Below are 24,521 nucleotides of genomic sequence, written 5' to 3'. Positions count from 1 at the left end.
CTGAAGCGATTGTCTCAGCTCGCGCCTCGCCGCGCTCCTCTCCTGCGGGATCAACTCCGCCCTCGGCTCGCGTCGGCGAGGCGCCGCCCCTCGCCTCGAACTGCGGGCCGCGTCTCAGCTCGAACGTCTCTTGCCCTCTTCGCCTCGGCGATCGTGCTGGCCCTCGTGCTCTCGCCCGCGCTCGCCCACGCGCAGGCCAAGCCGCGGGCCGAGCGGCCGACGTATACGCTCGGCGAGAAGTGGGTGCGCAATGACGGCCTCTACGAGCTGATCCGTATCGAGAAGGACATCTACGTCTTCTCCACGAGGCCGCGCTGGGAGATCCACCTGACCAAGGACCTCGGGATCGCCCGCGCGCAGCGGGGCGACGCCGTCCTCGATTTCAGCCCGCCCATCGAGCTGAAGTGGCCGCTCGAGGTCGGCAAGTCCGGTTTTCAGAACAGCCTCTGGGAGACTCCGGGAACCTCGGGGCGCTCGTTCCCCGTCTCCATCAGCTGGAGGGTGGTGGCCTACGAAGACGTGCAGGTCTTCGCGGGAACCTTCAAGGCCTTCCACATCGTCCTCACCTTCACCAATCAGGGCGGCCGGAGCTTCGAGAACCATCTCTGGTACTCACCCGAGGCACGCCAGTACATCAAGGCGGACGGGCCCCAAGGCACTCTCCGATTCCAGCTCGTCGGTCTCGATCATCCCACCACCGGTCCGATACAGTTCGCCCTCGAGGGCATGCCCGAGAAGGACCGCGTCGGTATCGATAGCATCACGCTGGGCGGAAAGGTCACCGCGGGCAAAGGCCTGGCCTCGGTGGTGGTCACCGTGAACGGCGCCGAGGTGGCGAGCAAGAACGAGCGGCGCGCGCCCAAGCCGGAGATAGCCCTGGATGTGCCGATCAAGCTCCGTGAGGGCAAGAACGTCGTCATCGTGACCGCCGTGGATGGCGAGGGCACCACCCGGCAAGAGGCCCGCGGCCTCTTCTATCTGCCGCCTCGAGGGCCGGCCGTGCCGGGCGCGCCGCCCGGCCCCGTTCCGCCGATCGGCGCCCCGCCACTTCCCCAGCCCCCGCCGCCGCCTCAAGTCGCCGCGCCCGCGCCCGCTCCGAGGGCCGTCCCGCTCCAGGTGACGCTTTCCTCGCCGGCTGATCAGGCGCGCTTCGACAACGAGACGGTGGCGCTCGCCGGGCTCGCGTCGGGCGGCAAGAACGTCCGCCGCGTGGCCGTCTCCCTCAATGGGGTCGAGGTCGCGCGCCAGGAGCCCGGCACGACCTCGGCGGCCGTGAACCTGCCCCTCAAGCTCCGCGAGGGCCAGAACACCGTGGTCATCACCGCCACGGACGCCGACGGCGTCACCCAGCAAGAGGTGCGGACCGTCTATTACGAGAAAGCCGCGCCGCTGACCGTGTCGTTCCGGTACCCCGAGGATCGCTCCCGCGTGAGCGAGGAGTCGAGCGTGGTGGCGGCATTGGTGACGTCGAGCAAGGGCGTGGCCAAGGTCACGGTGGCCCTCAACGGCACCCAGGTGCACCAGCAGAGCGACAAGACGCCGCCGCGCTCCGTCGCGGTCAGCGCGCCCGTCACCTTCCGCGAGGGCGCCAATGCCATCGTGCTGACGGCCACGGAGCCCGACGGCACCATCAAGCAGGAGCTTCGCACGGTCATCTATGACAAGCCGAAGCCGGTGGCGTCCGCGCCTGCCCCCCCGCCATCGCCGCCCGTCAAGCCCGTAAGCGACCGATGGGCCGTCGTCATCGGGGTGGGGCGCTACCAGAGCACGGACATCCCCTCGCTCCGCTACAGCGTGGCAGACGCCGAGGCGCTCTATCAGGTCCTGGTCGGACCCGGGGGCTTCCGGAAGGATCACGTGCTCCTGCTGAGCGACAAGAGCGAGAAGCCGCCGACTCTTCGCAACATCAAGTGGGCCCTCGGCACCTTCCTCGCGCGCTCGGCCAAGAAGGACGACACGGTGGTGATCTTCTTCGCGGGCCACGGGGCTCCCGAGGTGGACCAGCGAGGCGTCGAGCGCGACGGGCTCGCCAAGTATCTGATCCCGGCCGACGCCGACCCGGACGATCTGTACTCGACGGCGCTGCCCATGGACGAGATGCAGACCATCTTCAGCCGGGTCGAGGCCGAGCGCATGGTGGTCTTCCTCGACGCCTGCTATAGCGGCGCGGCGGGCGGGCGGACCTTCAGCGCGAAGCGCACGCGCGCCACCAACCTGGACGACCAGTTCCTCGAGCGGCTGACCCGCTCGAAGGGACGCGCCATCATCACGGCCTCGCGTACCTCCGAAGTGTCGATCGAGCTGGCCGAGCTCGGGCACGGCATCTTCACCTACTACCTCGTGCAGGGGCTCAAAGGCGCGGCCGACCTCAACAAGGACGGCATCGTCACCGTCCAGGAGCTCTACGAGTACCTCGAGCAGCAGGTGGCACAGAAATCGCGCTCGGTCGGGGGCAACCAGCATCCCGTCATGAAGGGCGAGATGGAAGGCGCGCTTCCGTTGGTGAAGGTGACCCGCTAGGGGCTCTCGACTTTCGGAGGTTGCTCCCGCGGCGGCACGGCCGCGCGACGGCGTCGGGGCGGGGGCGGGGCTTGCTCCTTCGCCAGCTCGGGCATGATCGACTCGATGAGGAGCAGGCTCGCCTCACGCAGCGGCCGGCCGATATGATCGCGGATCCACCGGGCATCCCACCACTCGACGGGCGTCACCGATACCCCCTGGATGAGCACCTCGAAGTGCAGGTGGTCGCCCATGGCGAATCCCGTATCGCCGGTGCGCCCCAGCTCCTGCTCCTGTCGCACCTGATCGCCTTCCTTGACCTCGATGGTCGAGAGATGCGCGTAGAGCGTCTGCAGGCCCAGCCCGTGATCCACGATGACCGTATTGCCGTAGATCGATAGCGGGCCCGCGAAGACGACCACGCCCGCGTTCGCCGCGGGCACCGGCCCGTGGCGCACGGCGGCCAGGTCATAGCCGAAGTGGATCTGAGTGTCGACCTCTCGCCCGTGGTAGCGGTAGGTGCGCGTCTCCGCGAAGTTGGAGAAGACCTTGGTATTGCGGGGCTGCAGGAAGACGCCGTCCCAGAGCGGCCGCGGCTGCGTCCGGGAGGCCAGCGTGCGCTTGGTCTCCTCGGCCTGCTTGCGACGGTCCCGGTTGACGGTGAGAAAGGCCTCGAGGAGCTGATCGCGCGGGATCGCCCCGCCGCGCTCGGGCAGGAGCTCGGGGAGCTTGCGCTCCAGGAAGTCGTCCTTCACGTCGATCACGTCCGTCTTGAAGCGCCGGCCCTTGACCTCGACGGCGACATTGCGCGTGGTCGTGTTCCCGGCCTCGTCCTGGGCGGTGGCGGCGATGGGCGTCCCCACCTCGTAGTTCCAGGGCAGGCCGACGATGGCCACGTGGAGATTGGAGTCCGCCGGTCCCGCCGGATACGCGCGGAAGGACAGGGCGCCGACGCTCACCGCCACGCGAGAGGCGCCTCGGGAGCGGATGACCACGAGCCCCCCGCCGCCCTTGGCCCAGTAGCGCGTCGCCGAGACCACTTCGAGCGAGGGCGGCGTGAAATCCAGGGTAACGGGTACGGAGGCGACGGGCTTGTCGTCCACGCGGATGGGCCGCCAGAAGCCGTCGCGGGCGCGCACCTCGAGCAGGGCGCCCCCCTCGCGCAGGCCCAGGGTGCCGCCCGTGATCTGGAGGGCCACGCGCTGGGTATTCGACGGCGCGCCCGTGAACTCCTGCTTGACGAGGACCACACGCGCGGGACCCTGCTTCAGGCGGATCTCGACGGAGCGGACTCCGCCGCGCACCGCGAAGAGATCCACGGCGAGCGGCGTCTTGACGCCGATCCAGCGGGGGACTGGCTCGAGCACCGCGCGGACCCCCGGAACGGACTGCCGCCAGGCGAAATAGCTGAGGACGGCGATGACGAGGAAGGTCGGAATGACGATGATGCTGAACCAGAACCGGAAGGTGGAGCGGACCATGCGGAGAGGATATCAAGCTCTTCTCGCCCCGCCCGCACGAATGTGCTGTAGTGCGAGCCAAGACGCTGCCGACGAGCCGTAGGCGAGGAGAGCGGCGAGGCGAGGGCTGGGTCGTGCGAGCCGAGACGCTGCCCGCTCTTCGAGCTGAGAGGCGGCCCCTCGGCGACGCGAGCCGAGGGCTGAGTCAGGAGACGAGAGTCATGATCGCGATGAGGCTGGCCGCGCTGGGGTTTCTCGCGAGCGCCGCCGCGCATCTCCTCTCGTTCACGCCGTGGGCGCGGTTCCTCGGCGAGGGGACCATCTGGACGCTCGGGGCGGGCGTGTTCCTCCTCGCCCTCTGGATGATCGCGCGGCTCCGGCGAACCGCGGCCATCCGGCGGCAATGGGGACGGGTGGCCGTTCACGACTGGCGGGGTGTCGTGGCCGCGGTGCCGCCGGGCTCGCGCTTCGTCGTCATCGGCGCCGCGCTCTACGCCTGGATGAACTTCGTCCTCTGCCTCATGGTCGAGCCAGGCCCCGACGCGGCCGCGGCGATAACGCTGCGCATGGCCACGGGGCACCTTCTCTTCTTCTATCTCGTTCCCCTCGTGTTCTTCGGCTTGGTCGAGCCGGCGCGGAACGCCGAAGGAGGCGGCGGAGACGCATCATGAGCCGTTCGAACCCGTCGCGTCCTTGACACCCCTGGACCCATCCGCTAGAGTGTGGCGGGTTTGTACAGAAAAGCACAATGTCACGACTCGTCTGGCTGATCCCGTTCTTTCCGCTCGTGGGCACGCTCGTCAATGCCCTCTTCGGCCGGGCGATCGGCCACCGCGCGCACTGGGTGGCGGTGCCCGCGCTGGGCCTTTCCTTCCTCGTGTCGTGCGCGGTCTTCCTCCGCGTGCTCCACGGCGAGACGTATGTGGGCGAGCTCTTCCCGTGGATCGCCGCGGGCGCCTTCAAGGCGGCCATCACCGTGCAGGTGGATCAGCTCTCGGCGGTGATGGTGCTCGTGGTCACCGGCGTCGGCTTCCTCATCCATGTCTACTCCGCCGGTTACATGCACGACGATCCGGGCTATGCCCGCTATTTCACCTATCTCAATCTCTTCGTCTTCTCCATGGCCATGCTCGTGCTCGCGGGCAACTTCCTCCTCCTCTACGTCGGGTGGGAGGCGGTGGGACTCTGCTCTTACCTCCTGATCGGCTTCTGGTACGAAAAGCCGTCGGCCTCGGACGCGGGCAAGAAGGCCTTCATCGTCAACCGCGTGGGCGACTTCGGCTTCGGCCTGGCCATCATGCTGATCTGGACGACCTTCGGCACCCTCGACTACGGCGCCGTCTTCGCCAATGCCACCGACGCGGTCAGCCACGGCACCTATCTCGCCATCGCGCTCCTGCTCTTCGCGGGGGCCTGCGGCAAGTCGGCGCAGCTGCCGCTCCACACCTGGCTGCCCGACGCCATGGAGGGCCCGACGCCCGTGTCGGCCCTGATCCATGCCGCGACCATGGTGACGGCGGGCGTCTACATGGTGGCGCGCTGTCACAAGCTCTTCGAGATGGCCCCGTTCTCGCTCGAGATCGTGGCCTGGGTGGGCGGGCTCACCGCGCTCTTCGCCGCCACCATCGGCCTCGTCCAGACCGACATCAAGCGCGTGCTCGCCTACTCGACCATCAGCCAGCTCGGCTACATGTTCGTGGGCGTGGGCGTGGGCGCCTATGCCGCCGGCGTCTTCCATCTCGTGACGCACGCCTTCTTCAAGGCCCTGCTCTTCCTGGGCGCGGGCAGCGTCATCCACGGGATGAATGGCGAGCAGGACTTGCGCAAGATGGGCGGGCTCGCGCCCCGCATGCTGGTGACCACGGTCACCGTCTTCGTGGGCGCGTGGGGGCTGGCCGGTCTCCCGCCATTCGCGGGCTTCTTCTCCAAGGATGAGATCCTGGCCTCGACCTTCCATGAAGGCCACATCGCGCTCTGGCTCATCCTGCTCCTCGGCGCGCTCCTGACGGCCTTCTACACGGGCCGACTTTTCCTGCTCGCCTTCATGGGCGCGCCCCGGATGTCCAGGGAGCAGGCGCACCACGTCCATGAGTCGCCCACCATCATGGCGCTGCCCCTCGGCGTGCTGGCCTTGCTGACGGCGGTGGCGGGCGTGCTGGGCGTGCCGTCGGCTCACGGGACGGCGTTCGCGCGTTTCCTCTCGCCCGTGCTGCCCCTCAAAGAGGCCGAGCATGGCGGCGTGACGGCGCTTGCCCTCGCGGCCCTGGCCGTGGTCGTGGCCGCGGGGGGCGCCTTCCTCGCCTGGCTCATGTACGGGCGCCGGCCCATCGACCCGGCGACGATCGGCGTGGCGCGGACCCCCGTGCACCGTCTGCTCCTGAACAAATACTATGTCGACGAGATCTACGACGCCCTCATCGTCCAGCCCCTCTATCGGCTCTCCCTCTGGCTCGCGCGCGTCTTCGACCCCCGGGTGATCGACGGCCTCGTCAACGGCGTGGCCCAGATCATCATCGGCTGGGCGCGCGGCCTGCGACAGCTCCAGACGGGCTTCGTCATGAACTACGCGCTGACCATGCTCGTGGGCGCCGTGGCCGTGATCGCGTTCCTGCTCTTCGCCCACCCCCGATGAGCGCTTGCGCGAAGAGCCCTGACCGCATCGCGGGGTCCTCCATTCCAGGGCGTTCACAATGACCAGCTACGTGCTCTCGCTGGTCACCTTCGTCCCCACGCTCGGGGCGGCCCTCATCTTCTTGCTCCCGCGCCGGAGCGACGCGCTGGTCAAGATCACGGCCCTCGTCACCACGCTCGTGACCTTCGCGCTGTCCGTGCCCCTCTACGCGCGCTTCGACCCCACGGCGGCCGACTACCAGTTCGTCGAGCAGGCGCCGTGGATGCCGACCCTCGGTGTCTCCTACCACCTGGGCGTGGACGGGATCAGCCTCCTCCTCGTGCTGCTCACGACCTTCCTCATGCCGCTGACGCTCTTGGCCTCGTGGGATTCGATCGAGCGGCGCTGGAAGGAATTCTCCATCACCATGCTCCTGCTCGAGACGGGGATGCTCGGCGTCTTCCTCGCCCTCGATCTCTTCCTCTTCTACGTCTTCTGGGAGGCCATGCTCATCCCGATGTACCTCATCATCGGGATCTGGGGCGGACCGAACCGCGTCTACGCGGCCATCAAGTTCATCCTCTACACGCTGACGGGCTCGCTCCTCATGCTGGTGGCCATCCTCGCCCTCTACTTCCTGCACGGGACGGCCACGGGTATCTACACGTTCGACCTGCCCGTGATCGCCCGCTTTGTCTTGCCGGCCGGACGGGTCCAGGATCTCCTCTTCCTGGCGTTCGCCCTCGCCTTCGCCGTCAAGGTGCCCATGTGGCCGTTCCATACGTGGCTGCCCGACGCCCACGTGGAAGCCCCCACCTCGGGCAGCGTCATCCTGGCCGGGGTGCTCCTGAAGATGGGCACATACGGCTTCCTACGCTTCTGCCTACCCCTCTTTCCGCAGGCCAGCCTCGCCTTCGCGCCGTGGATGTTCACCCTCGCCGTCATCGGTATCCTGTACGGGGCCTGGGTCTCCACCGTTCAGGCCGACATCAAGAAGCTCGTCGCCTACTCGAGCGTGAGCCATCTGGGCTTCGTGGTCCTCGGCCTCTTCACCCTCAATCCGCAAGGCCTGGTGGGCGGCATCATCCAGATGGTCAACCATGGCCTGTCCACGGGCGCCCTCTTCCTGATCGTGGGCATGCTCTACGAGCGCCGACACACGCGCCTCATCGCGGATTTCGGCGGCCTGTGGACGGTCATGCCCGCCATGTCCGTGCTCTTCCTCATCGTGTGTCTCTCTTCGCTCGGCCTGCCCGGACTCAATGGCTTCGTCGGGGAGTTCCTGATCCTGGTCGGTACGTTCCAGGTCAACCGACTGGCCGCCGTGCTGGCCACGGCCGGCATCATCTTCGCCGCCGTCTATCTTCTGTGGATGTACCAGCGGGTGGTCTTCGGTCCCGTGACTCGCGAGGAGAACCGGCGGCTCGCGGACCTGTCGGCTCGCGAGTGGGTCATCCTGGGGCCGGTGCTGGCCCTGATCATCTGGATCGGCGTGTACCCGGTGCCCTTCACGAGCAAGACCGAGGCGAGCGTGCAGGCCCTCATCACCCAGGTGCAGACCAAGGCCGCCGCCCCCGCCGCCCTGGCCCCTCGCACTCCATGACCGAAGCGCTCGGAGGGGCGCTGCTCGCGATCGCGCCGGCCATCGTGCTGACCCTGACGGCCTTCGTGCTCATGGTGCTCGACCTCCTGCCCCCGCGAGGCCGGCGCGGGCATCTGGCTTTTGTGGGCCTGGCCGGCGTGGTGGCCGCCCTCGTGACCACTCTGCTGCTCTGGGGCTCGGACGTCTCGGCCTTCCGGGGTATGGTGGTGCTCGACAACTTCGCCCTCTTCTTCAACCTCGTCATCGGCTACGCCACGGGGCTCGTGCTCCTGGTGTCCATGGACTACCTCCGTCGGCGCGGCCAGGAGTCAGGGGAGTTCTACATCCTCGTGCTCTTCGCCGCCGTGGGCATGGTCATCATGGCGAGCGCCAATGACTTGATCGTGATCTTCCTGGGCCTCGAGACGATGTCCCTATCGCTCTACGTCCTCGCGGGTTTCTTCCGCTCGCGCATCGAGGCGGGCGAGGCGTCCATGAAGTACTTCTTGCTGGGCGCCTTCGCCTCGGGCTTCTTCGTCTACGGCATCGCGCTGATCTTCGGCTCGACGGGCACGACCAATCTGGACAAGCTCGGGGCGGCCGTGGCCGCGGGGGCGTCCCGCGACCCCCTGCTCCTCATCGGCTTCGGCCTCCTCATCGTCGGCTTCGGCTTCAAGATCTCCTCGGTGCCTTTCCACATGTGGACGGCCGACGTGTACGAGGGCGCGCCCACCTCCGTGACGGCGCTCATCGCCACCGGTTCCAAGGCCGCGGCCTTCGCGGCGTTCTTGCGCGTGCTCCTCGCCTCCCTCCGCCCCGTGCAGGCCGACTGGGCGCTCCTCCTCTGGGGCATGGCCGTGCTGAGCATGACGGTCGGCAATGTCGTTGCCCTGGCCCAGCAGAACCTCAAGCGCATGCTCGCCTTCTCGTCCATCGCGCACGGCGGCTACATGCTGGTGGGGATCGTGGCGGGCGGGGCCCTCGGCAACGGCAGCGTGCTCTTCTACCTGCTCGTCTACACCTTCACCACGGCCGGGGCCTTCGGGGTCATCCTGCTTCTCGAGCGGGGCGGGGAGGAGGCCGTGCGCATCGAGGACACCGCGGGGCTGGCCGTCCGCCACCCCCTGCTGGGACTGACGCTCACGATCTTCCTGCTCTCCCTGATCGGGATCCCCCCCACGGCGGGATTCGTCGGCAAGTTCTATCTGTTCGGCGCCGCCGTGCGCTCCGGCTATATCTGGCTGGCCGTCATCGCCGTCCTCAACTCGGCCATCGCGGCCTACTACTATCTCCGCGTCATCGTGAGCATGTACATGCGCGACCCCGAGGGGACGCCCACCACCGTCGTCCCATCTTTCGCGGGCGCCCTCGCTCTCGTGGTCGCCTTGTGGGGCGTGGTGCAGCTGGGTCTCATGCCGGCTCCGCTGTTCGATCTCGCTCAGTCCGCGGTGTTACCCTTGCTCCGCTAGCAACCGTGCCGGGCCGATCTACTTCGCCAATTCGACTCAGCCCTCGCCTCGCGGCGGGGCCGCTCAGCTCGAAGGGCCACGTTCTCTGTCGTCGCCAGCCCTCAACGTATAGATGGATACGCCTCGGGCTGGCTTCTCCCTCGGGCGTGGCATTTCGAGCTGAGGGGCGCCGCCCCGAGGCGAGGGCCGAATCGATCTGGCTCGCATCTCGGCCCGGCATGCGGTCAACGCGTTAGTGCGGTAGTGTCCGTTCGATTCCCGTATCGCGGCTGGCTCGTGGATCTCGACGGCACCGTCTACCTCGGCGAGCAGCTCATCGACGGCGCGGCGGAGGCCATGGCCGCCCTCCGGGCCGAGGGCCGACGCATCGCCTTCCTGTCGAACAAGCCGCTCCAGACGCGCGAGGAGTACGCGGCCAAGCTGACGCGGCTGGGCATTCCCGCCTCGGCCGACGACGTGATCAACTCGTCCCTCGTGCTCGCCCGCCACCTGCGGACCCTCGACCCCGGCGCCCCCGTCTTCGTGATCGGCGAGCCGCCCATGCAGGCCGAGATGCGCGCCCATGGCTTCGAGGTGCGGGACGACGAAAGGGTACGGTGGGTCGTGATCGCCTTCGACCGCACCTTCACGTACGCCAAGCTGAACATCGCGCTGCAGGCCGTGCGGGGCGGCGCCCGGCTCATCGCGACCAATCCGGACCGCACGTGTCCGGTGGAGGGCGGCGAGATCCCGGACTGCGCGGGCATGATCGCCGCCGTGGAGGCCGTGACCGATCACACCGTGGAGCTCATCGTGGGCAAGCCCTCGCCCATCATCCTCGAGGTCGCCCTGGCCGCCCTCGGCTGCGCACCGGGCGAGTCCGTGATCGTGGGTGACCGCCTGGAGACGGACATGCTCATGGGCCGCCGCCTCGGGCTCGCGACCATCCTGGTGCTCTCGGGGGTGACGCGTCCCGGCGACCCCCGAATCGCCGCGACGGCTCCGGACCACGTGCTACGATCCATCCGGGAGCTCGTGGAGTGACCAGGCTGTCCGGGATCGGTGAAGCCACCTTCGACGCCGTCGTCATCGGCGGCGGGATGGCGGGAGCCGGCGTCGCTCGTGACCTCGCCCTGCGCGGCGCCTCGGTGGCCCTCTTCGAGAAGGGCGACTTCGCCTCCGGCACCTCCTCCAAATCCTCCAAGCTCATCCACGGAGGCCTGCGTTACCTCGAGCTCGCCGACTTCAGGCTCGTGCGCGAGTCGCTGCGCGAGAAGAAGACCCTCGAGCGGCTGGCCCCGCATCTGGTCCGCCCCCTTCCCTTCCTCGTGCCCGTCTATCGCGGCTCCAAGCGCGGGCTCATCACGGTGCGCATCGGGATGTGGCTCTACAATCTCCTCACCCCGGGCAAGCAGACGGAGCGCTTCCGCGTCATCCCCCCGGTGGAAGCTCTCGCCCTCGAGCCCTCCATCCAGGCCGCGGACCTTCGGGGCGCCGGCTACTACTTCGACGACCTCTTGCTCTTCCCGGAGCGGCTCTGCCTCGAGAACGCGCTGGCCGCGGCGCGCCACGGGGCCCGCGTGCACAACTACTGTGAGGTCGAGGAGGTGACGCGCGGGGCGAGCGGGCTCGACGGCGTGCGGGTGCGTGACCTCCTGACCGGGCAGGTGCACGCGGTACGCGCTCCCGTCCTTGTCAATTGCGCCGGCCCGTGGGTCGATCGCCTGCGCGAGCTGGCGGGCATGCGGGAGGCGGGCCGGCGCGTGCTCCGCACCACCAAGGGCATTCACTGCCTGCTCCCGCGCATGACCGAGCGTGCCGTCTATGTCTCCACGACTGACAACCGGATGATCTTCGTGATCCCGTGGCGCCAGTTCTCGATGGTCGGCACCACGGACACCGACTTCGACGGCGATCCCGACCGGCTCTGGGCCACGCGCGAGGAAGTCGACTACCTGCTCGGCGCCGTGCGCCCGGCCCTGCCGGATCCGCGAGTGGCCATCGACCGGGTCGTCTACACGTATGCGGGGGTGCGGCCGCTGGCCTTCGAGGAAGGCGCATCAGCTTCGAAGGTCTCGCGCGATCACAAGGTGGTGGTCGAGGGCCCCGGGGGCCGGTTTCTCTCCATCACGGGCACGAAGCTCACCTGCTTCCGCAGCCTGGCCGAGGAAGTCGGCGACCGCGTCATGCGCGCCCTCGGACGGCACGTCCCCTCGCGCACCGCGGAGCTGACCCTCGACGGGCTCGACAACGAGGCGGGCAAGATCGAGGCGCGGGCGTGGATGGACGTCTCCGAGGAGATGGCGGCCACCGGCCTGTCGCGGGAGACGCTCGAGATCCTCGTGGAGACCTATGGACGCGGCTACACGCGCGTGCTCGCCCTCCTGCGCAAGCTGCCCGACGGCGCCGAGCGGCTCTGCCCGCGGAACCCGGAGATCGTGGCCCAGCTCCACCACGCCGTCCGCGAGGAGATGGCCGTCTCCCTCCAGGATTTTCTCCTGCGCCGCACGGGCATCGGCCAGAGCCCGTGCCTGGGTCTCGACTGCTTCGAGTCCGTGGGCCGCCGCATGGGCGAGCTCGCCGGCTGGTCACCCCGGCGTCTCCAGGCCGAGCTCGAGGCCTATCAGGCCCAGGTCGAGCGCAGCCTCAAGTTCCGGCACGTCTGATTCGTGCTATAGTCCGACCCGCTTGGCGCGGCGATGCGCAAACGTCACGAGCCCGCAACCCCGGCGAGACACAGCTCCGGTAGCATGACCGGCGTCTCGGACCCATTTCCCACGAGGAGGACGGCCATGCCTCGCACCACGACTGTCTGGCGGTCGATCACCGGCGCCGTCGCCCTCTCGGCCCTGGTCGCCCTCGCGCCGTCACCCGCCTCGGCCAAGACGGAGATCCAGTTCTGGCATGCCATGCCGGGCCAGCTCGGTGACGCGACCAACGAGCTGGTCAAGCAGTTCAACGAGAGCCAGTCCGAGTACGAGGTCAAGGCGCTCCGCAAGGGCACGTATCCGGAGACCCTGACCGCGGCCATCGCCGCCTACCGGCAGCGCCAGGCCCCGAATATCGTGCAGGTCTTCGAGGTCGGCACCCAGACCATGTTGCTCTCGGGCGCCGTGCATCCGGTCTACCAGCTCTTCAAGGAGCAGGAGATCGCCGTGGACTGGAAGGACTTCATCGCGCCCGTGGTGGGCTACTACACGAAGGACGGCAACCTCTACTCAATGCCGTTCAACTCCTCCACGCCGATCTTCTACTACAACAAGGACGTCTTCCAGAAGGCCGGGCTGGATCCCGCCAAGCCGCCGCAGACCTGGAAGCAGGTCGAGGAGTACGCGAAGAAGATCATCGCCTCGGGAGCGGCCAAGTGCGGCTTCTCCACGGGCTGGCCGTCCTGGACGATGGTGGAGAACATGCACGCCTGGCACGACCAGCCCTTCGCGACCAGGCGGAACGGGTTCGACGGCCTGGACGTGCAGCTCCTCATCAACAAGGAGTTCGGCGTCAAGCACATCGGCCAGCTTGCCGCCTGGCAGAAGGACAACGTCTACTCCTACGGCGGGCGGGCAGGCACGGCCGACCCGAAGTTCATCAACGGCGAGTGCGCCATGTACATCCAGTCCTCGGCGCTCATCGGCGGCTTCACCCGCGGCGTCAAGTTCGCGTGGGGCACGGGTCAGCTGCCGCACTGGGGCCCGCCCTACCCCAAGGCCACCTCCATCATCGGGGGCGCCACCCTCTGGGTCATGAAGGGCAAACCAGCGAACGAGAACCGCGGGACGGCGCGGTTCCTCAAGTTCGTCTCCGAGACGAACCAGCAGATGTGGTGGCACGTGACCACCGGTTATCTCGCCATCTCGAACAGCGCGGTGAAGAATCTCGAGGCGGGCTACCATTTCAAGAAGAACCCAGACCAGTGGACGGCCTTCGCCCAGCTGACCAAGGGCAAGGCCACTCCCAATAGCCAGGGGCTGCGCCTGGGCAATTTCGTCCAGATCCGGGACGTCATCGAGAGCGAGCTCGAGAACATCTTCGCGGGCAAGAAGACGGCCAAGCAGGGACTGGACGACGCCGCGGCCAAGTCCAACGACCTCCTCAAGGAGTTCGCGGCCGCCAACAAGCAATAGGTCGCGGACGGGCGGGCGGCGTCATGCAACGGACGGTCTTCCGGAGTTGGTGGCTGCCATACGTGCTGGTCTTTCCCCAGATGGCGGTGACCGTGGTCTTCTTCTTCTGGCCCGCCCTCAAGTCGCTTCAGCTTTCCCTGTACCGCGTCTCGCCCTTCGGCGACACCATGACCTTCATCGGCCTGGAGAACTTCACCAAGCTGCTCGCCGACCCCGAGTACTACCGGAGCGTGGCCAACTCCCTCGTCTTCGCGGCGGGGGTGACGGTGCTGGCGGTGGCGGGGGCGCTCGTGCTTGCCGCCCTCGCCACCCAGAAGATCCGGGGCCTGGCCGCCTACCGGACGCTCCTCCTCTGGCCCTACGGCATCGCGCCCGCGGTGTCGGGCATCATCTTCCTTTTCATCTTCCATCCCACCTACGGTGTGCTGCCGTACTTCCTCTCCTTCGTGACGGCCTACGAGTTCAACTGGCTCCTCAAGGGCTGGGTGGCCATGACGCTGGTCATCGCGGCCACGGCGTGGACGCACCTCGGCTACAACATCGCCTTCTACATCGCGGGGCTCCTCGCCATCCCCGGCGCCGTGATGGAGGCGGCGGACGTGGACGGGGCAGGACCGGTGCGCCGCTTCCGCTCCATCGTCTTTCCCCTCGTCTCGCCCATCACGTTCTATCTCGTGGTCCTCAACATGGTGTTCGCCTTCTTCGAGTCCTTCGGCGTCATCGACGCCGTCACCAAGGGCGGACCCGGAGATGCCACGACCATCATGGTCTACAAGCTCTACAAGGACGGTTTCATCGGCTTGAACCTCGGCTCCTCGGGCGCCCAGTCCGTGATCCTGATGGCCCTCGTCATCGGCCTGACCATGCTCCAGTTCCGCTTCGCCGAGAAGAAGGTTACTTACCGATGAGCGCGGTCGGCGCGGGGCAGCTCGAGCGTGTGCGCGTCGGCGTGGTGGCGGCGCCTCGAAAGAAACCATTCCCGTGGAATGCGGCCATCGTGCACGCGCTGCTCATCGCCTGCATCGCCGTGGTCACCTTCCCCCTCTACTACGCCTTCGTCATCTCCACCCAGGATATCCAGGAAGTCGTCCAGCGACCGCCGCGGCTCATCCCGTCTTCGCATCTCCTGGAGAACTACGCAGAGGCATGGCGCAAGGTCCACATGGGCCGCATGCTCATGAACAGCCTGGTGATGGCGGTGGCCGTGGCCGTGGGCAAGATCATCATCTCCATGCTCTCGGCCTTCGCCATCGTCTACTTCGATTTCCGCGGGCGCATACTCTGCTTCTGGATGATCTTCGTCACCCTCATGCTGCCCGTGCCCGTGCGCCTCATGTCCACCTACGAGGTGGTGGGCACCCTCGGCTGGCTCAATACCTATCAGGGGCTCACCATCCCTCTCGTGGCCTCGGCCACCGCCACCTTCCTCTTCCGCCAGTTCTACCTGACCATTCCCAACGAGCTGGCCGAGGCCGCGCAGCTCGACGGCGCCGGGCCCATCCGCTTCCTCTTCCAGTTCCTCCTGCCCCTGTCCTGGGCGAACATCGCCGCGCTCTTCGTGGTGCTCTTCATCTTCGGCTGGAACCAATACCTGTGGCCGCTCCTCATCACCAATACCGAGGCGATGCGAACGGTGGTCATCGGGCTCGAGGGGCTGATCCCGCGCAGCGGCACCGAGCTGCCCACCTGGAACCTCATCATGGCCGGCGCCATGATGGCCCTCCTGCCTCCCGTGGCCATCATCATCTTCATGCAGCGCTGGTTCGTGAAGGGCCTCATCGAGAGCGAGAAATAACTTGCGCCTGGTCTCGCTGGCCGGCTGGGCGCTGGTTGGTCTCGCCGTGGTCGCCGGATCGGTGGGAGGGCAGGGGAAGCCCGCCACCCTGCTCGCCGCACACCGGGGCGGCGCCCTCCTCTGGCCCGAGAACAGCCTCCTCGCCTTCCGGAACGCCGTCGCCCTCGGCGCCGATTTCATCGAGTTCGACGTTCACCTCTCCCGGGACGGCGAGGTGGTGGTCATTCACGATCCGACGCTCGACCGGACGACGAACGGCCAGGGAGCGGTGAAGGACCGGACCGTGGCCGAGCTCAAGGCCCTCCGTCTCAAGGACAGAGCCGGCGCCGTCACCGGCGAGACCGTGCCCACGCTCGACGAGGTGACGGCCGTCGCGTCCCAGGGCGGGCGCCGGATGCTGCTCGAGATCAAGCTCGACGCCGGCCGCGCCCGCTATCCGGGCATCGAGGAGAAAGTCCTGGTTATCCTCGACCGTCACCGCATGGTGGGCTCGACGGTGGCGATGGCCTTCGAGCCCGCCACCTGGAAGCGCATGAGGGAGCTGCGTCGCGATCTCGCCATCTGCGCCCTCTACTCGGCCAGGATGCTCGGGCGCACCACGCTCACGGCCGAGCTCGAGGCGCTGAGGGCGTCGGGCGTCGGCTTCGTCGGCCTGGAGCATACGGTGGTGGACACGGCCGCGCTGGCCCAGGCGCGGCAGGCGGGGATCCAGGTCGGCGCGTGGACGGTCAACGACGCGGCGGCCATGAAGCGCCTCATCGGCGCCGGCGTCGCCGTCCTCATCACCGATCAGCCGGACGTGGCCAAGACGCTCCTCGGCCGATGACGGCCCGCCGTTACATCCTCGCCCTCGACCAGGGCACCACCGGCTCACGAGCGCTCGTGGTCGATCCCGACGGCCTCGTGCGGGGCAGCGGTTACGTGGAGCTGGCGCAACACTACCCCCAGCCCGGCTGGGTCGAGCACGATCCCGAGCAGATCTGGATCACCACGATCGAAGCCGTGGCGCGAGCCATCGCGCGGGCGCGCATCGCGGTCTCTGACATCGCGGCCATCGGCATCACCAACCAGCGGGAGACGGCGGTCGTCTGGGATCGCCGGTCGGGCCGCCCGATCCACCATGCCATCGTCTGGCAGTGCCGCCGCACGGCGCCATTCTGCGAGCGGCTGCGCGCCGACGGGCTCGAGGCGGAGTTCCGGAACCGGACGGGCCTCGTGCTCGATCCATACTTCTCGGGAACCAAGATCCGCTGGCTGCTCGACGAGATACCGGGAGCGCGCGGGCGGGCGGAGCGGGGAGAGCTCGCCTTCGGGACGGTGGATTCGTGGCTCCTCTGGCGGCTCACCGACGGCCGCGTGCACGCCACGGATGTCTCCAACGCGTCGCGGACGCTCTGCTTCGATATCCGGACATTGCAGTGGAACCAGAGCTTGTGCGGGCAGCTGGGCGTGCCCATGGCGATGCTGCCCGAGGTCAAGCCTTCGGCAGGCCTGTTCGGCGAGACGGCGGGCGGCGATCTGCCCGCGGGCATTCCCGTCACGGGCATGGCCGGGGATCAGCAGGCCGCGCTCTTCGGCCAGGCCTGCTTCGAGCCTGGCATGGCCAAGAACACGTACGGCACCGGCTGCTTCGTCCTCCTCAATACGGGCGAGCGCCCCGTCGCCTCCGAGCGCGGCCTCCTGACCACGGTCGCCTGGCAGCTCGACGGCGCCACGACCTATGCGCTCGAAGGCAGCGTATTCGTCGCGGGGGCCGTCGTGCAGTGGCTGCGCGACGGGCTGGGCATCATCTCGCGGGCCGACGAGTCCCAGGCGCTCGCGGAGTCCGTGCCCGACACGGGCGGCCTCTACCTCGTGCCGGCCTTCACCGGGCTCGGCGCGCCGTACTGGGACCCGTATGCGCGCGGCGTCCTCATCGGCATCACGCGCGGCACCCGCCGCGCTCACATCGCGCGCGCGGCCCTCGAGGCCATCGCCTTCCAGAGCCGCGACGTTCTCGACACCATGGCCCTCGAGGCGGGCGTTCCCATCCGCACCCTCCGCGTCGACGGCGGCGCCGCCGCCAATGATTTTCTCTGCCAGGTTCAGGCCGACGTGCTAGACGTTGAAGTCCTTCGCCCCGCCATGACGGAGACGACGGGGCTGGGGGCCGCCGCGCTGTCCGGAGTGGGCGCGGGGATATGGAAGACCGCGGACCTCGCCCGGCGCTGGCGTCTCGAGCGCCGCTTCGTGCCGGCGGCGAAGCCGGAAGCCCGCGAGGCGGCCTATGCGCGGTGGCGCCGGGCCGTCGAGCACGCCCGCGACTGGGCGGACCACTGAGCAACCTCAAGGAGGCATTCATGACGAGACTGATCGCCGCGGTGGCGGCGCTGGCTCTGCCGCTCGCTGTCCCCGGATTCGTTGTGCCGGCCCGGGCCCAGGCGCCCGCGGGGGCGCCCCCCCAGGCTCAGATAGAAGGCGAGCTCAACCTGATCACCCCGATCTCGAAGTTCATCCACGACGCCTCCCTCAAGGCCTTTGCCGACTATGCGAAGGAGAAGTGGAACATCGCGGTGAAGGTGAATGCCATCCCCGCCGGCACCCCCGTCGCGTACGGGCGCATCGTGGAGTGGAAGGGCAAGCCGGAGGCGGACATCTTCTGGGGCGGCGAGTCGGCCCTCTTCGAGAAGCTGGCCGAGCAGAAGCTGCTCCAGAAGGTCGAGATCTCCCGCGCGGCCTGGGATTCCATCCCGGCCTCGATCGGGAAGCCCAGGCCCATTCCTCTCAAGGACAAGGACGGCTACTGGGTGGGCACGGCGCTGGAGCCCTATGGGCTCGTGTACCATCCGCGTCGGCTCCAGCGGCTCGGCGTCCCCGAGCTGAAAGAATGGGACGACCTGCTGAATCCGAAGCTCAAGGGCGAGGTGGCGCAGTGCGCGCCCACGCGCTCGTCTTCCTCGAACGCGACGTACGAGGTCATCCTCTCCATGCTCGGCGAGGAGAAGGGCTGGGAGTGGCTGACACGCTTGGCCTCCCAGACCGGGCACTTCACCGCGCGCAGCCGCGACGTGCCCACCGTGGTCGCCAAGGGCGAGTTCGCCGCGGGCTTCGCGGTGCCCTCGTACATGGCCTTCGAGGAGAAGCTGGCGGGCTTCGACATCAAGTACGTGGCCCCGAAGAACGCCTTCGTCACCCCGGAGCCCATGGCCATCCTGGCCGGCGCCCGCAATCCCAAGGCCGCGCGCGCCTTCGTGGAGTTCCTCCTGACCGAGCGCGGGCAGAAGGTCTTCATGGAGCGCGGCCTCTTTCCCATCACGCCGAAGTTCAAGGTCCAGGGCGCGCCGGGCTCGACGGCGGAGCTGGCCGTGGAGTTCACGGGCGGCGTGCGCTCGTATTTCGATCGCGATGTCTCCAACGTCTACGACGAGACGGTGGCGACCAAGCGCTCCGACGCCCTCAAGACGCGCTTCCGCAGCGACATCGAGGTCAAGTGGGAGGACCTCAAGAAGAAGTAGGCCCCGGCCAAGGTCTCGACCACGTGGACATTCGCATCAGCGAGGTCGTCAAGCGGTTCGGCGCCGTCACCGCGGTGGACCGGGCGGATCTCACCGTGCGTGACGGCGAGCTCTTCACGCTCCTGGGCCCGTCGGGCTGCGGCAAGACGACCTTGCTGCGGCTCCTCGCCGGCTTCTACCAGCCCGACGCCGGGGAGATCCGCTTCGGGGACCGGGTGGTCAGCGGCCTCGCCCCCTACGAGCGGAATATCGGCATGGTGTTCCAGAACTACGCGCTCTGGCCCCACATGACGGTGGCGGGCAATGTCGCGTACGGGCTCAAGCTGAGAAAGCTCAGCCGAGCAGAAGTGGAGCGCCGCCTGCGCGAGGGCCTCGCCAAGGTCAATCTCGCGGGCTTCGAGGCTCGCTACCCCGGCCAGCTCTCGGGCGGGCAGCAGCAGCGGGTGGCCCTGGCCCGCGCCCTCGTGCTGAACCCCGACATCCTGCTCCTCGACGAGCCGCTCTCGAACCTCGACGCCAAGATCCGGGTCCAGGTGCGCGCGGAGATCCGGAGACTCCAGCAGGAGCTGCGCATCACGACCATCTACGTCACCCACGACCAGGAAGAAGCCCTCTCGCTGTCCGACCGCGTGGCCGTCATGAGAGACGGTCGCGTGCTGCAGGTGGGGGCGCCCAAGGAGCTCTACGAGCGGCCGCGGACACGCTTCGTCGCAGACTTCGTGGGCACCAACAACCTCGTCCCCGGCCGGGTGAGTGCGCGCGCGCCCGGGCAACTCATGGTCGAGACCCCGCTGGGCCCGTTGCGGGCCATCGAGGAGGCCGTGGTCGGCGAGCGCTGCGTGCTCGCCATCCGCCCGGAGAACGTCGCCCTGGACTCCGGGCCGTCGCCGGCCGGCAACGTGGTGCGCGGCCGCGTGGCCTTCGTTTCCTATCTCGGGAGCACGGTGCGCTACGATGTCGAGACGGCCGGCGGTCAGGTCATCCGGGCCGACGTGCGCGACGCCTGGCACCACGAGCCGCTCCCCATCGGCCGGGAGGTCGCCGTCAGCTTTCCCGCCTCGGTGACCCTGGCCCTGGCCGATGATGTCGAGACGGCAGGTGTCTAGACGGCGGGCGCTGCCCGCGCTCGGCATCGGGCTCCTCTGGCTCTTCCTCGTCCTCTTCCTCGTTTACCCGCTCCTCCGGATCTTCTACGACGCGGTCACCGACGAGGCGGGCCGGCTCACCCTCGCGAACTTCACGGCCTTCTTCACCGACGCCTTCTACCTGCGGGCCCTCTGGAAGTCTCTGGCCCTGGGCGTGGCGACCGTGGCCGCCTCCTCCGTGATCGGCATCGCCGTGGCCTTCCTGCTCGTGCGCTTCGACTTTCCCGCGCGCGCGCTCTTCGGCTACCTGACCATGATCCCCATCATCTCGCCGCCCCTCGTGGGCACCCTCGGCTTCACTTTCATCCTTGGCCGGGCCGGCTCCGTCAACGTGCTGCTCCAGGACGTCTTCGATCTCCTCAAGCCCATCAACTTCCTCTACGGCCTCCACGGGGTCGTGCTCGTGGAGACGCTCCACCTCTTTCCCATGATCACCCTCAACGTGGTGGACGCCCTCGGCAAGATCGACCCCTCGCTCGAGGAGGCGGCGGAGAGCATGGGCGCGCGGGGATGGAGAAAGTTCTGGACGGTGACCCTGCCCCTCATGACGCCCGGCTATGTCGCGGGGGCCCTCCTGGTCTTCATCTGGACTTTCTCGGATTTCGCCACCCCGCTCATCCTGGGCGTCCAGGATTTGCTGGCGCCCCAGGCCTATCTCAACATCGTGCAGTTCGTGGATCGCCGCATCTTCCGCATGGGGATCGTGATCTCGGCCTTGATGGTGATCCTGGCCGTGGTCTTCCTCATGGTCGCCCGTCGCTGGGTGGGCCTCAAGGACTACGCCTCGCTGTCCTACGCGACCGTGGAGCGCCGCCGCTTGACCCCGTGGAAGCGGGCGGGGGCCGTCGGGTTCCTCTCCGCCCTCATGCTGCTCTCGTTCATTCCGTACGTGGGAGTGGCCCTTGCCTCGTTCAGCAAGGGCTGGTCCCTGACCCCGCTGCCGCTCTCCTACACGCTCCAGCACTACGAGCGGGTGATCGTCGAGACCCCGAAGTACATCCTCAACAGCTTTCTGTACTCGGGGCTGGCCGTGGCCCTCTGCATCGCCGTGGGCGTGCCCATCGCCTGGGTGCTCGCGCGATCCCGGCTGCCGGGGCGCGGAGCCCTCGACTCGATCAATACGCTCATCCTGGCCGTGCCCGGCACGGCCATCGGCATCGCCTACATCCGCGCCTTCCACTTCGACCTGCCCGGCTTCGATCGCGGCCTGACCTCCTTCTGGATCGTCATGCCGCTCGTGCTGGCCGTGCGACGCCTGCCCTACACGGTGCGGGCGGCCCACTCCTCTCTCCTGCTCGTCCATCGCTCCATGGAAGAGGCCGCCCAGAACGTGGGGGCCACCGGGCTGCGGACCATCCGCGACATCAGCCTGCCCCTGATCTGGAAGGGCATCGTCGTGGGCAGCCTCTTCTCCTTCATGACCTCGCTCCAGGAGGCCTCCGCCGTGCTCTTCCTGGCGCTCGGCGGCTGGGAGATGATCACGAACGGAATCTTCACCTTCTACATCGCGGGCAGCTCGAGCGAGGCGGCCGCGCTGGGCGCCATTCTCATCGCCGTGGCCGCCCTGAGCGTCCTCGTCATCAACAGACTTGCCGCGGGCCGGATGGGCGGCGTCTTCGGCTAGCAATCTATTCAATCGAGTTCTCACCTTGCGACGGCCAACCGCCGCGGGTCAGCTCGGATTGCGGGCAGCGTCTCAGCTCGATCGTCCGCCGCCGCGAGGGTTTTTGTGCGTGACCGACAGGTTTCGCTAGGCGCTTTCCCCCGTGATATCAATCATTTGGGTGTGCTTGTGCAGCCGATAGCGGTGTGATAGTGTTCCTGTTCACATGGCTCCGGGAAGTGACCGGCCGCCACGTGGCCAAGCCGCGCAGCTCGTCAATCTCGGGACCATGCTGTTCGCGTGTGTCGCCGTGGGGCTCGGCGTCGGATACTTCGCGGACCGGTGGCTGGGGACGCAGCCATGGCTCGTGTTGATCGGGCTGGGTTTCGGCATCGCGGCAGCGGGTGTGAACTTCTATCGCACGATCAAGAAGCTGAGCCGAATGGATGACTCCGGGGACAATGCCTGATCTCACCACTCGCGTGACCTGGGCGGGCGCCTGGACGGTGGCGGCCCTGAGCGCCGGCGCCTGGTGGCTGGCCGGCATGCCGGCGGCGGCCGGCGTGACGGGAGGCGGCGTCATCGGCATCATCAATTTTCGCTGGCTCGCCCGCGATCTTCGGCGGGCCGTGGCCCTGGTCGCCGACGGGCAGGCTGGTCTGGCCCGGGTCGGCCGCATCGGCCTGCGCCAGCTCTTCACCTTCGGCGCCCTGGGTGCCCTCGTGGCGCAGGGCTGGGCTCATCCCGTCGCCGTGGGTGTCGGGTTGGCCGCCCTGCCCCCCGTGCTGCTGGCCCAGGGACTGCTGAGCGCCCGCGAGGACGGCTAGGACCATGGAGCTCATCGAGCATCCGCCCATCCTTCGCGTCCCGCACATTCCGGACCAGGTCCTCTACATGTGGATCGTCATGGCGGTGCTGGTCGTGGTGGCGGTGGTAGCCACGCGCCGTCTCCAGCTGGTGCCGAGCGGCACGCAGAACGTGATGGAGGTCATCCTCGAGCAGTTCGTCAAGGAGCTGGACGAGACGATCGGGCATGATGGCCGGCGCTATCTGCCCCTCATCGCCACCCTGGGTCTGTTCATCCTGACCTCGAACCTGATGGGGCTGGTGCCGGGGCTGGTCGCGCCCACCGCCAATCTCAATACCACCGCGGCCTGCGCGCTCATCGTGTTCTTCACCTATCACTGGATCGGCGCGAGGAAGCAGGGGGTCATCCCGTACCTCAAGCACTTCGCGGGCCCCGTGCCCACCTTGCTCAAGCCGCTGATGTTCGTCATCGAGATCATCAGCCACTGCGCGCGGCCGCTGTCGCTGTCCCTTCGCCTCTTCGGCAACATGATGGCGGGCCACATCCTTCTCGCGATCTTCTTCTTCATGATGGGCCTGGACGGGATGCTTGGCTGGGCCCTGTCCGGCTCCCTGGGGGGGATCCTGATCGGAGCGCCGGCCACCCTGATCATGATCGTCTTCGTGGTCGGCTTCCTGCTCCCCCTCAAGATCCTGGTGGCCCTGATCCAGACCTTCATCTTCTGCAAGCTGGCCATGCTCTACATCGCCGCGGCCGTCGAGGAAGCCGAACACCACTAGGCGGTAACCACCACTACAAGGAGGAGATCCGTGCGACGCACTGTCACTCTGACTCTGATGGCGCTTCTCGCCGCGCCCGGGATGGCCTGGGCGGCCGAGGCCGGCGCCGGCGACCTCCCGAAGGCCTTCGCCGTCCTGGCCGCGGGCATCGGCTTCGGCCTGGCCGCCGGCCTCTGCGGCCTGGCCCAGGGCCGCACCGCGGGCTCGGCCGTCGACGCCATGGCGCGTCAGCCCGGTGCCATCGTGCGCATCCAGACCGCCATGCTGCTCGGCCTGGCCTTCATCGAGTCGCTGGTCCTGTTCGTGTTCGTCATCGCGGTCATCTTGCTGTTCGTGAAGTCGTAACGACAGCCGGAGTCTAGGAGCGTCCCGGGGCGCCGCCCCGGGACGCCCGAAGCCGCGCGGCGATGGCTCGACGGTCTCAGTTCAAGATCCCCCGCATCCCGGAGATGACGGTCCGGCGCCTGTCCGTGTACACGCGCTGTCTCCTGCAGCTCGAAGAGGACGGAGTCAAGACCATCTCGTCTCAGGAGCTGGCCGAGCGCTTCAGCCTGAACTCCGCGCAGGTCCGGAAGGACCTCGCCTACTTCGGCGAGTTCGGCGTGCGCGGGATCGGCTACTACGTCTCGGGGCTCAAGGCCGAGCTCCAGCGCATCCTGGGCCTGGACCGCGAGTGGAAGGTGGCCCTGGTCGGCTTCGGCAACCTGGGCTCGGCGCTTTTCCACTACAAGGGCTTTGCCCGCCAGGGCTTCCGCATCTCGGCCATCTTCGACGATGATCCGGCCAAGAGCGGCAAGTCGGCCGACGGCGTGCCCATCCTGCCCATGCGTGACCTCGCCCGCGAGGTCAAGGGCCGCAATCTCCAGATCGCCATCGTGGCCGTGCCCGCCGAGTCGGCGCAGCCGGTGACCGAGAAGCTCGTGGCCGCCGGGATCAAGGCCATCCTCAACTTCGCCCCGGGGCGCATTCGGGCTCCCAAAGACGTACGTTTCAAGAGCGTGGATCTGTCCATCGAGCTCGAGACCCTGAGCTTCTATCTGTCGCAAGGTCCCAAGTCGTAAGTGAACTTAATTCAGCACTCGCCTCGCCGCTGACCCACACAGCCCTCGCCTCAGGGCTACGCCCTTCAGCTCGAACTGCCACGCCTGCGGAACTTACTCAGCTCTCGGCTCG

General features: G+C 67.9%; 21 protein-coding genes. 20 read left to right on the top strand and 1 reads right to left on the bottom strand.

The window, feature by feature from the left end:
• Positions 1 to 153 precede the first annotated feature (153 nt).
• Complete coding sequence (locus VGT00_00250; GenBank protein ID HEV8529828.1) at positions 154 to 2,520, top strand: caspase family protein; 2,367 nt, start codon at positions 154 to 156, stop codon at positions 2,518 to 2,520.
• Here the strand turns inward: VGT00_00250 and VGT00_00245 are convergent.
• Positions 2,517 to 3,980, bottom strand: coding sequence for a M23 family metallopeptidase (locus tag VGT00_00245; protein ID HEV8529827.1), 1,464 nt, complete (start codon positions 3,978 to 3,980; stop codon positions 2,517 to 2,519). The genes VGT00_00250 and VGT00_00245 overlap by 4 nt on opposite strands.
• 200 nt (positions 3,981 to 4,180) lie before the next feature.
• Here VGT00_00245 and VGT00_00240 point away from each other — a divergent pair, with 200 nt between their 5' ends.
• From VGT00_00240 to VGT00_00150, 19 genes are all read left to right on the top strand, one after another.
• Positions 4,181 to 4,630, top strand: a complete 450-nt coding sequence (locus VGT00_00240) for a hypothetical protein (GenBank protein HEV8529826.1) — start codon at positions 4,181 to 4,183, stop codon at positions 4,628 to 4,630.
• Positions 4,631 to 4,707: 77 nt separating this feature from the next.
• Positions 4,708 to 6,591 (top strand): NADH-quinone oxidoreductase subunit L, encoded by a 1,884-nt coding sequence (gene nuoL / locus VGT00_00235; protein HEV8529825.1) that lies wholly within the window; start codon positions 4,708 to 4,710, stop codon positions 6,589 to 6,591.
• Positions 6,592 to 6,649: 58 nt separating this feature from the next.
• Complete coding sequence (locus VGT00_00230) at positions 6,650 to 8,173, top strand: NADH-quinone oxidoreductase subunit M (protein ID HEV8529824.1); 1,524 nt, start codon at positions 6,650 to 6,652, stop codon at positions 8,171 to 8,173.
• The gene (locus VGT00_00225) at positions 8,170 to 9,621 is read left to right on the top strand and encodes an NADH-quinone oxidoreductase subunit N (GenBank protein ID HEV8529823.1); all 1,452 of its coding nucleotides are present in this window, start codon (positions 8,170 to 8,172) and stop codon (positions 9,619 to 9,621) included. The genes VGT00_00230 and VGT00_00225 overlap by 4 nt, the downstream gene beginning before the upstream one ends.
• A gap of 243 nt (positions 9,622 to 9,864) precedes the next feature.
• A complete protein-coding gene (locus tag VGT00_00220) occupies positions 9,865 to 10,644 on the top strand; it encodes an HAD-IIA family hydrolase (GenBank protein HEV8529822.1) in 780 nt (259 codons plus the stop codon).
• The gene (locus tag VGT00_00215; GenBank protein HEV8529821.1) at positions 10,641 to 12,266 is read left to right on the top strand and encodes a glycerol-3-phosphate dehydrogenase/oxidase; all 1,626 of its coding nucleotides are present in this window, start codon (positions 10,641 to 10,643) and stop codon (positions 12,264 to 12,266) included. The genes VGT00_00220 and VGT00_00215 overlap by 4 nt, the downstream gene beginning before the upstream one ends.
• Positions 12,267 to 12,392: 126 nt before the next feature.
• Positions 12,393 to 13,724, top strand: coding sequence for a sn-glycerol-3-phosphate ABC transporter substrate-binding protein UgpB (gene ugpB / locus VGT00_00210; GenBank protein ID HEV8529820.1), 1,332 nt, complete (start codon positions 12,393 to 12,395; stop codon positions 13,722 to 13,724).
• Positions 13,725 to 13,747: 23 nt separating this feature from the next.
• The gene (locus tag VGT00_00205) at positions 13,748 to 14,632 is read left to right on the top strand and encodes an ABC transporter permease subunit (protein ID HEV8529819.1); all 885 of its coding nucleotides are present in this window, start codon (positions 13,748 to 13,750) and stop codon (positions 14,630 to 14,632) included.
• Positions 14,629 to 15,519, top strand: a complete 891-nt coding sequence (gene ugpE / locus VGT00_00200) for a sn-glycerol-3-phosphate ABC transporter permease UgpE (GenBank protein ID HEV8529818.1) — start codon at positions 14,629 to 14,631, stop codon at positions 15,517 to 15,519. The genes VGT00_00205 and ugpE overlap by 4 nt, the downstream gene beginning before the upstream one ends.
• Before the next feature lies 1 nt (position 15,520).
• Positions 15,521 to 16,345, top strand: a complete 825-nt coding sequence (locus VGT00_00195) for a glycerophosphodiester phosphodiesterase family protein (GenBank protein HEV8529817.1) — start codon at positions 15,521 to 15,523, stop codon at positions 16,343 to 16,345.
• Positions 16,342 to 17,838, top strand: coding sequence for a glycerol kinase GlpK (gene glpK / locus VGT00_00190; GenBank protein HEV8529816.1), 1,497 nt, complete (start codon positions 16,342 to 16,344; stop codon positions 17,836 to 17,838). Before VGT00_00195 ends, glpK begins: the two co-directional genes overlap by 4 nt.
• A gap of 20 nt (positions 17,839 to 17,858) precedes the next feature.
• A complete protein-coding gene (locus VGT00_00185) occupies positions 17,859 to 19,013 on the top strand; it encodes an extracellular solute-binding protein (GenBank protein HEV8529815.1) in 1,155 nt (384 codons plus the stop codon).
• Between the two features lie 23 nt (positions 19,014 to 19,036).
• Positions 19,037 to 20,119 carry an ABC transporter ATP-binding protein gene (locus VGT00_00180; GenBank protein HEV8529814.1) on the top strand — a complete coding sequence of 361 codons (1,083 nt, stop codon included), beginning with the start codon at positions 19,037 to 19,039 and terminating at the stop codon, positions 20,117 to 20,119.
• Entirely contained in the window at positions 20,112 to 21,782 is a 1,671-nt protein-coding gene (locus tag VGT00_00175; GenBank protein ID HEV8529813.1) for an iron ABC transporter permease, read from the top strand. Before VGT00_00180 ends, VGT00_00175 begins: the two co-directional genes overlap by 8 nt.
• Before the next feature lie 205 nt (positions 21,783 to 21,987).
• Positions 21,988 to 22,230 carry an AtpZ/AtpI family protein gene (locus tag VGT00_00170; GenBank protein ID HEV8529812.1) on the top strand — a complete coding sequence of 81 codons (243 nt, stop codon included), beginning with the start codon at positions 21,988 to 21,990 and terminating at the stop codon, positions 22,228 to 22,230.
• The gene (locus tag VGT00_00165) at positions 22,223 to 22,588 is read left to right on the top strand and encodes an ATP synthase subunit I (GenBank protein ID HEV8529811.1); all 366 of its coding nucleotides are present in this window, start codon (positions 22,223 to 22,225) and stop codon (positions 22,586 to 22,588) included. The genes VGT00_00170 and VGT00_00165 overlap by 8 nt, the downstream gene beginning before the upstream one ends.
• A gap of 4 nt (positions 22,589 to 22,592) precedes the next feature.
• Positions 22,593 to 23,348: a F0F1 ATP synthase subunit A gene (gene atpB, locus VGT00_00160; protein HEV8529810.1), complete on the top strand. Its 756-nt coding sequence runs from the start codon at positions 22,593 to 22,595 to the stop codon at positions 23,346 to 23,348.
• A 30-nt stretch (positions 23,349 to 23,378) separates the two neighbouring features.
• Positions 23,379 to 23,693, top strand: a complete 315-nt coding sequence (locus tag VGT00_00155) for an ATP synthase F0 subunit C (GenBank protein ID HEV8529809.1) — start codon at positions 23,379 to 23,381, stop codon at positions 23,691 to 23,693.
• Positions 23,694 to 23,755: 62 nt separating this feature from the next.
• Complete coding sequence (locus tag VGT00_00150; protein HEV8529808.1) at positions 23,756 to 24,409, top strand: redox-sensing transcriptional repressor Rex; 654 nt, start codon at positions 23,756 to 23,758, stop codon at positions 24,407 to 24,409.
• The last annotated feature ends 112 nt before the right edge of the window (positions 24,410 to 24,521 follow it).

It is taken from the genome of Candidatus Methylomirabilota bacterium (assembly GCA_036002485.1).
GTDB lineage: Bacteria > Methylomirabilota > Methylomirabilia > Rokubacteriales > CSP1-6 > AR37.
This window is presented reverse-complemented; position numbering and strand designations above follow the sequence as displayed.

Coding starts and splice junctions, on each gene's coding strand:
- ugpB (HEV8529820.1), top strand. CDS start 12,393: ATGCCTCGCACCACGACTGTCTGGCGGTCGATCACCGGCGCCGTCGCC.
- VGT00_00170 (HEV8529812.1), top strand. CDS start 21,988: ATGGCTCCGGGAAGTGACCGGCCGCCACGTGGCCAAGCCGCGCAGCTC.
- VGT00_00185 (HEV8529815.1), top strand. CDS start 17,859: ATGACGAGACTGATCGCCGCGGTGGCGGCGCTGGCTCTGCCGCTCGCT.
- ugpE (HEV8529818.1), top strand. CDS start 14,629: ATGAGCGCGGTCGGCGCGGGGCAGCTCGAGCGTGTGCGCGTCGGCGTG.
- VGT00_00240 (HEV8529826.1), top strand. CDS start 4,181: ATGATCGCGATGAGGCTGGCCGCGCTGGGGTTTCTCGCGAGCGCCGCC.
- VGT00_00150 (HEV8529808.1), top strand. CDS start 23,756: ATGGCTCGACGGTCTCAGTTCAAGATCCCCCGCATCCCGGAGATGACG.
- VGT00_00230 (HEV8529824.1), top strand. CDS start 6,650: ATGACCAGCTACGTGCTCTCGCTGGTCACCTTCGTCCCCACGCTCGGG.
- VGT00_00225 (HEV8529823.1), top strand. CDS start 8,170: ATGACCGAAGCGCTCGGAGGGGCGCTGCTCGCGATCGCGCCGGCCATC.
- VGT00_00245 (HEV8529827.1), bottom strand. CDS start 3,980: ATGGTCCGCTCCACCTTCCGGTTCTGGTTCAGCATCATCGTCATTCCG.
- VGT00_00205 (HEV8529819.1), top strand. CDS start 13,748: ATGCAACGGACGGTCTTCCGGAGTTGGTGGCTGCCATACGTGCTGGTC.
- VGT00_00165 (HEV8529811.1), top strand. CDS start 22,223: ATGCCTGATCTCACCACTCGCGTGACCTGGGCGGGCGCCTGGACGGTG.
- glpK (HEV8529816.1), top strand. CDS start 16,342: ATGACGGCCCGCCGTTACATCCTCGCCCTCGACCAGGGCACCACCGGC.
- atpB (HEV8529810.1), top strand. CDS start 22,593: ATGGAGCTCATCGAGCATCCGCCCATCCTTCGCGTCCCGCACATTCCG.
- nuoL (HEV8529825.1), top strand. CDS start 4,708: ATGTCACGACTCGTCTGGCTGATCCCGTTCTTTCCGCTCGTGGGCACG.